Origin of the sequence: Desulfofundulus sp. (assembly GCF_049701015.1) — a bacterium.
Taxonomy (GTDB): domain Bacteria; phylum Bacillota; class Desulfotomaculia; order Desulfotomaculales; family Desulfovirgulaceae; genus Desulfofundulus.
In genome coordinates, this window is record NZ_JBNATZ010000123.1 from 1 (window position 1) to 7,308 (window position 7,308).

At 53.8% G+C, this 7,308-nt stretch carries 3 protein-coding genes; all 3 read right to left on the reverse strand.

Features of this window, described 5'->3' with window-relative positions:
* On the reverse strand, positions 1–3,744 hold a 3,744-nt coding region (locus ACPLUI_RS08720; protein ID WP_424659877.1), incomplete at its 3' end, for an AAA domain-containing protein.
* 138 nt (positions 3,745–3,882) lie between these two features.
* Positions 3,883–4,353: a M48 family metallopeptidase gene (locus ACPLUI_RS08725; RefSeq protein WP_424659878.1), complete on the reverse strand. Its 471-nt coding sequence runs from the start codon at positions 4,351–4,353 to the stop codon at positions 3,883–3,885.
* The gene (locus ACPLUI_RS08730) at positions 4,350–7,232 is read right to left on the reverse strand and encodes a type I restriction endonuclease subunit R (protein WP_424659879.1); all 2,883 of its coding nucleotides are present in this window, start codon (positions 7,230–7,232) and stop codon (positions 4,350–4,352) included. Before ACPLUI_RS08730 ends, ACPLUI_RS08725 begins: the two co-directional genes overlap by 4 nt.
* Between the last annotated feature and the right edge of the window lie 76 nt (positions 7,233–7,308).

Below are 7,308 nucleotides of genomic sequence, written 5' to 3' on the forward strand. Positions count from 1 at the left end.
GCCGAAAGTCTTATCCCGATATTCCGGCTGTTCCACCGCGGCAACTATTAGTGAAGCAACCGCCAGAGCTTCTTTGCGGTTGATCTTGTTTTCCGATGTTGCACCCGTAACCCGGTATGGAACCACATGGGGTTGCAAAATTACTGAACCCGGGTCCCGGAGGGGTTTTATTTCACCATTGTAGGAAAGTTTATTGCTGAACTGGATAATCTCCGGCACACTGCGGAAATGTTCGACCAACCGGATAACGCCCCCGAATGATTGCATGGCCAGATCGTAAACCGACATATGCCCGTCGTAAAGCTGGTTGTTCGGTATACCCTGCAAATGCTCGTCAATGAGATGCTGGACAACATCCGCATCCTGGCCCACAGCAACAGGACTCACCTGTTCGTGATCACCAACAATTACCACCTTCCGGCCGAGATACACCGCAAGGAGGCCCATAACGTCACACTGGCTGGCCTCATCAATAATTACCACGTCAAAACGAGTGTTGCGCGGGTCAAAGTTTTCCGCCACCCGGGCCAGGGGCATAATCCACACGGGAACGGCATCCCGGCAGTCACGCAGCTTCTTCCTCGCTTCAGCAAGCAACCGTGGGACGCGTTTACCGTACCCCGCGCCAATACGGTTCATAAGCTCCAGGTAACCAACCAGAGCGGACCGCTGTTTGAGACTGGTCTTACGCAACTGTCCCGCCCAGGCACGGCACTCAATGAGCCTGTTGGTCACAGTCCGGAGCTCAGCGGTGAGCATCTCAATTTTCTGCTGCAGCTCATCCAGCGAAACCCCCGCCCGCCGGTCAAGCTCATCATTGAGCTGACGCCACAACCAGGCCGCTTCTGGATCTCCGGGAACTCCAGCACCCCCGTGCACACCTTGACGTGTGCGGATGGCCATAGCCCAGGCGGGCGCCACCACCTCCAACCGGTGCAACAGGCTTTTCCGGAGCTCCAGAGCACTGCGCCGGTTATACAGGTCTGTTAAACGGGCAAACGCTTTCCTGTACGTCTGGGGGTCCAGCCTTTCAACAGCTTCCTGCAGCTGTTCAACAACCCGGGCACCATGTGCTATTGGAGATCCCGGCAAGCCCCCAGCAACACCCCCATCACCTGTACCCAGGGCATGGCGGAGCCCGGCGAGCGCTTTCCGGGCCTGCAGGAACCGGATATGGTTCGCTCTAACCGCCAGCATTTCCTGGAGAGGGCCGGTGACAGCTTTCTTTAAACGGAGAAATTCCCCGTATGGACCCGGTTCAGGGGGCTGGCCGGATATGAATTTCGTCCAGTTAAATCCGAGCTGTCTCAGCTCCTTCTCCAGCGGTTTCCATACTTCTTGATGCCAGCTTAAATATTTCCGCATCAATCCGCAGTACTGTAGAGCAGTTCGTTCAGGGTGGTCCCCCAGTTCAGCTGCCTCCGGTGCTCCCAGGGCAGCCATTTGCAGGTCCCAGCGGGCCCTCATCTCCCGGCGCAACATCTTCAGCCGGATCAGTGCTTCCAGAGCGCGTATTTCTTCAGAAGTTACCGGCATGTGCCCATTAACCTGACAGCTCTGCAGGAACCGTTTCCAGGCAGGATGCATCAGCAAAACCAGGCTGTTCAGCCTGCGTCCGGCAGTAAGGTGGGAAAGGATCTGCTGAACCGTCTCACTCTGTTTATCCAGCGGGATGTCTTCCGGTACGGCCGGGCGGTAATGCAACAGTAGTTCCTGTGAACGGGCAGCTTCCCTGTACAGAACCTCGATCAGTTCCACCAGTTTCTCCCATGGTTCCGACATCCGGTACGCCGGATCACCGCTGCCAGCGACAACCAGGGCCAGCACCCATGTCTTATCTACAGGCACGGAGTCAAAAGCATTCAGGAGCTTTTGCATCAGAGCTTCCACTTCTTCAGCAGACTCGTCGCCCGGTTCCTTATTCCACAGGTCTGCGCCGGAAGTTAAGTTGCTGTTCAACAGATGGGAATATTGTTCCACCAGTGAGGCAAAATCGGCAGGGCTTAGAAGTCTATCCACTTGAGGTAATTCCAACGCAAGTTCACTTTCATCTTCTAAGCTTACAGCAGCATTTGTCCGGTAAAGCTCCTGTAAATCGGTCAACGATAGCGGTAATGCTGCACCCGGAGATACCGGTGCCGGTATCCAGTCGTGTCTGCCGCGGCCCTCCGCAACCAGGCGTGCAGCTTGAGGAGGGGTAAAACTTCTGCCCGCAACCACCAGATCGCGGTACTCATCCGCCCGCGCATGATAAAGTTTTTGACGGGTTTCTTTTAATTCCGCCAGGATTCTCTTGCGCTGATCCGTGAGCTTCCTGGCCTCTTCTTCCAAATGGTCTGCATCAGACCTGGTAAGACGTGCCACTATCCCCTGAACTGCATCATTGAGCTCGGCCCTGCTCGCACTGTCGCTTTCCAGTACACTGACACAGAGCGGCTGCAGCTCTGAGACCACCTGCTGCCGGAGCACACGCAGGGCTTTCGCAGTGTGACTTGTAACAAGTACACTTTTCCCCTGGGCCAGCAGGTGCCCCAAAAGGTTGGCAATGGTGTGCGTCTTGCCCGTCCCGGGAGGACCCTGCACAAGTACCCCCCAATTTCTTTCCAGGCTCCTGACAATCCGGATCTGTTCGGGATTTGCGCTTTTCCCCAGCAGAATATTTTCATCTTCGTTCAGAAGAAAATCTGATGAATCAACTGTTAAATTATCGTCCATCACAGGGGGAGCCTCAACACCTACAATATTTTGCAGTGCCCCGGGTATATCCTCCCTCCCGGGGAGGTCTTCCAGGACGCCCTCGAGAGCCGTGGTAAAACCAAGCGTCCGCTTGCGCAAAAAGATAACAGGATTCCGTCCAATTACAGGTTCGGAGCTCTCTGGCTTTGGTAGAGCTTCCCCAATAAATTTACCCTGTGATGAGAGCCTGACCACCAGCCGTTTTAAGAATGCCGAAGTCTGCTCGCCCCCCAGGGGATGAATGTCCCCTCTCGATAGCTCATCCCGGGATATGGCCAGTGATCGCCCGTCCACATCCGGCAGGGCACGGAACAACGCCGAGTATAACTCGACATCATGGTCAGTCTCTGAAAAAGTGAACTCCGGGATCAGCGGGTTGAAACTGAGCTGCAATCTTTGCAGCAGAACCGGATGGTAAATGCCGCCTTCCTTCCGTCGCCACGATAATATTCCATCACCCAGGACGAATTCGATGAGTTCAGCTTCTTTCTGCATCCGGCCATACAATTCGTAAAGGCTGACGAATAACTTCATTACTTTTCGAGCCGGACCTTCAGCACGAGCCCATTCATCCCGTGCCGCCTTCCAGTTATTAAAGACTCGCTGGCGCTCAGGATCATCTTTGAACCATCTAACATGTACCTGTCCCTTTAACTCTACGGTTATAGACTCCCGTACTGTTACATCCCTGTCCGGATCCTCCCAGCCGGGCTCCAGCCAATCTTTAATGGCATCCGGCGGGGCAGGGGGATTTTTTAACTCGGGACGCCGGACCTTCAGAAGAAACTCATCACCTGTTGCATCACCCTCAACAGCTTCACCATCATCAAAGCCCGGCTTTTCCCCAAGCTGGATACACGGGTGCTCGGGAAGCTCTTCAAGCCACAAGGACCACAATTGCTCACGCACGTGACGCGTCACCGGGTTGCGGTGCTGGTTCAACGCCTCAAGATAACGAAATACCCTGATTAAACGATCCCGGCAAATCCGGAGCTTATCGTCATCCATAAATCTGGTAATACCTCCCTGTCCATTCTGAACACCGGACCGGTCTGCCGGCCTTTGGAACCCGACACTGGCCAGGTAAAATAAGGTTAATAAAGTATATGCCTTTTTTATCATGGTGAAGAAGCGATTTTCCCAACTTTATTTGTTGCCGGTCCAAAAAGAGAAGCCGCACTCCCCTCTATACTTCGCTAAAAACCCCCTCAGCAGCGCCTTAAACAGTGGGCCGTGGTTGGGTATCTTCAAGTGCAGCAGCTCATGGACAATGACCTCCGCCCGGAAGGCCGCCGGCATCCGTAATATGGCCGGATCAAAGGTCAACCGCCCTTTGCTGGAGCAACTGGCCCATTTCTTTTTCATCGCCCGGAGCTGGACCTGTTTGGGTTCCACACCGATCCGCCTGGCCCAGGTAGCCACTTCCGCCCGGAATACCGCTTCCGGAATCACTTCCTCAAGCTCATCCAGGGAGGCAAGAGTATTCGTCAGATCATAGGATACATCGCCGTGCTCCATCAGCTTCCCGAGGGAATCTTTTACGGCAACATAAGCCGGATTATCAGTTGATGGCTCCTGTTGCCTGCCGGATAAGTTATGGCCTAAGGTCACACTCATCGTCCAGCCCCCTTTAACAAACTTAATATCTGGTCTACCAAATTTTTTATTTCTTTTACGGCTGCTGCTTTGAGGTTCTTATAAAGTTCCAAACGTACCTGCCGTTCCTGGGTTTCACTGCTCTGCCAATAGGGATAACGTTCAAAGGCCCGGGCCATATTCCGGGCTGCCTGTTCAGCGCCCTTAACCTTTTGCCGCTTTAAAAGCCAGTATACGGCATAAGGTTCCGGGGCCATTCTTTTCTCGGCCCGCTCTTTCTCCGCCGCCACAAATTCATCAATTAATTCCTGCAGACGCTTGAGCGCTTCCTGGGTATTTAACTGCCGCTCCTGGTAGGCCTGGATGATTCTTTCAGCCATCTCCCCGATGGAAAGGAGATAGGGTGCCTGCTTAACTCTTTCGGTGACCGCTTCGATGATGCTTTTATGCAGGTTAAAAACCTTGACCGTATAGGGGGCGGTGTCCTCGGCCAGCTTTTCCAGGGTGTGCTCGGTAATTTCATAAATGTCCACCGCATCTTTAATTGCCCCTGGAAGGGTATGTTCCTGCACGAGCCGGGCTGTTTTCCGCATCAGCTCTTTATCTAAAGGAACTGTCTCCGTCGACCGGAGAAGACGGTATAGTCTGGCCAACTGGTCATAGTCATCCAGATATTCCCGCAAGAATGGGTCGGGGGAAAGAATTTCATAAAGGTTGGCCAGTTCCTTAAAGAAACTGTAGTATTTTTGTTTTTCTTCTTGACCCCGGAAATGTTCCAGGGCTTTGTCTGCTGCCTTATCATAACTGTAGTTTTTAATAATGGACAGGTAATCCCTTTTGGCTGCGGCCATCATTTCCGCAAAACGTACTTTTAACATGTCGAGGTGCTGGATGGTCCCTTCCACGTCGCGGGAATCAAAGGCTAAAGCTTTCTCCAGGTTTTCAAAGATACCCACAAAGTCCAGGACAAAGCCAGCCGGCTTCTGGTGACCATCTTTATCTTCATAGGGCCGGTTGACCCGGGCAATGGCCTGCAGCAGCACATGGTCCCGCATGGGCTTATCCAGGTACATGCAATACAGTACAGGGGCGTCATAACCGGTAAGCAGCTTCTCAGTGACAATGAGAATTTTAGGCAGTGATTCCGGGTCGGCAAAGGCTTTGCGGATTTTCTTTTCTTCGTCCTCGGAAAGATGATAACGGGCCAGATGAGCTTCATCATTATACCCCCGGCTGATCACCACAGACGAATATTCAGACGGCAGGTATTTGTCCATGGCTTCTTTATACAGAACACAGGCTTCCCGGTCCACTCCCACTAAAAAGGCTTTATAACCCAGCGGCTCCACATATTCCCGGTAGTGCCGGGCCACGTAGGCGGCGATCCGCTCTATGCGCTCCCGGTTTTTGAGCATATTCCTTAAGGTAACGGCTTTTTCTAAAACCTTATTCAGTTCCTCAACGTCACTGACCCCTTCGGCCTCGGCCAGATTCAAGAATTCTTCCTCCAGAGTTTCCCGGTCCACCCGCAGGTCATTGGGGGCCAGGGCATAATGGAGGGGCACCGTCGTACGGTCCTCTATGGATTCGGCAATGCTGTACTTATCCAGATAGCCCTGGGGATCTTCGCAGCCAAAGACTTTAAAGGTGCCCTTGCCGTGGGCCGTGCGGTCAATGGGAGTGCCGGTAAAACCGATATAGGTGGCATTGGGCAGGGCGCCCATAAGGTAGTTGCCCAGGTCGCCGCCAGTGGTGCGGTGGGCCTCATCTACCAGGACAAAAATATTGGAACGCAGGTTAAGGTCCCTCGGCATGTCGTCAAATTTATGGATCATGCTCACGATCAAACCCCGCCGGTCGGAAGCCAAAAGCTCTCTTAAATGGTTTTTACTTCTGGCTACCTCCACCGCGCCAAGGCCGCAGGCGGAGAGATTGCTGAAAAGCTGCTGTTCCAGCTCGTTGCGGTCCACCAGCATGAGCACCGTGGGGTTATTAAAACGGGGATCTTCAATGAGCTTTTTGGCAATGGTGATCATGGTGTAGGTCTTGCCCGAACCCTGGGTGTGCCAGACCAGTCCCCGCTTTTTGGCCGGGTCGGCGGCGCGGTTAAGCACCCGGCCAACGGCCCGCATCTGGTGGGGGCGCAGGATGACCTTGCTCAAAACGTCATCCTTGCGGGTGAACATGATAAAGTCCGTCAACACCCGCAAAACCCGCTGGGGATGGATGAAGCTTTTCACCAGGGATTCGAAATCCTGGCTTATGCTTTCGTCCCGCCAGTTGAAAAGGTTCTTGCGGCTTAAACTCCAGGTGGCTCCATAGTAGAAGCGGACCAGGTGGGTGAGGTTACATACCTGCAAGAGGGCCATGAATTCGGGGGCCTGTTGGTGGTAACGGCGCAACTGGTCCAGGGCTTTGGCGATGCCCTCGATCTCGCTGGTGGACTTTGTTTCCACCACCAGCACCGGGATGCCGTTAATTAAAAAGACAATATCGGCCCGGATGGTATAGGTGCCATTGGTATAGGTAAACTCGTCGGAAACCTGGAAGACGTTAGCCCGCCAGTTGTCCAGATCCAAAAGGCAGATGTTGCGTTCCCTTTTTTCTGTTTCCACATAGACCGAGCGCAGGCCCTTCAAGTATTCCCAGGCCTGGAGGTTCCCTTCAATGGTGGGCGGCACGCGCTCCAGCCGCTTTAATACCTCTTCGGCACGCAGGTGATCCACTACGCCGGGGTTTAATTTCTGGAGCTGGCTGACAAAGACATCCCGGACCACCAGCCCGCCCACGCCGTCGCGCCGGAGCTCCAGCTCAGAGGGGGCGACATACTGCCAGCCCGTTTCGGTGGCGTAACGGATGAAGGGATTTTGGACCGTGGCCTTTTCACCGTCCAGGGGCATCAAGATTCACCTCCAGGTCTTTTACCCGGACCTTGCCGGTCATGAGCAGGTGAAGCATGGTTTGGAAGAGGGATTG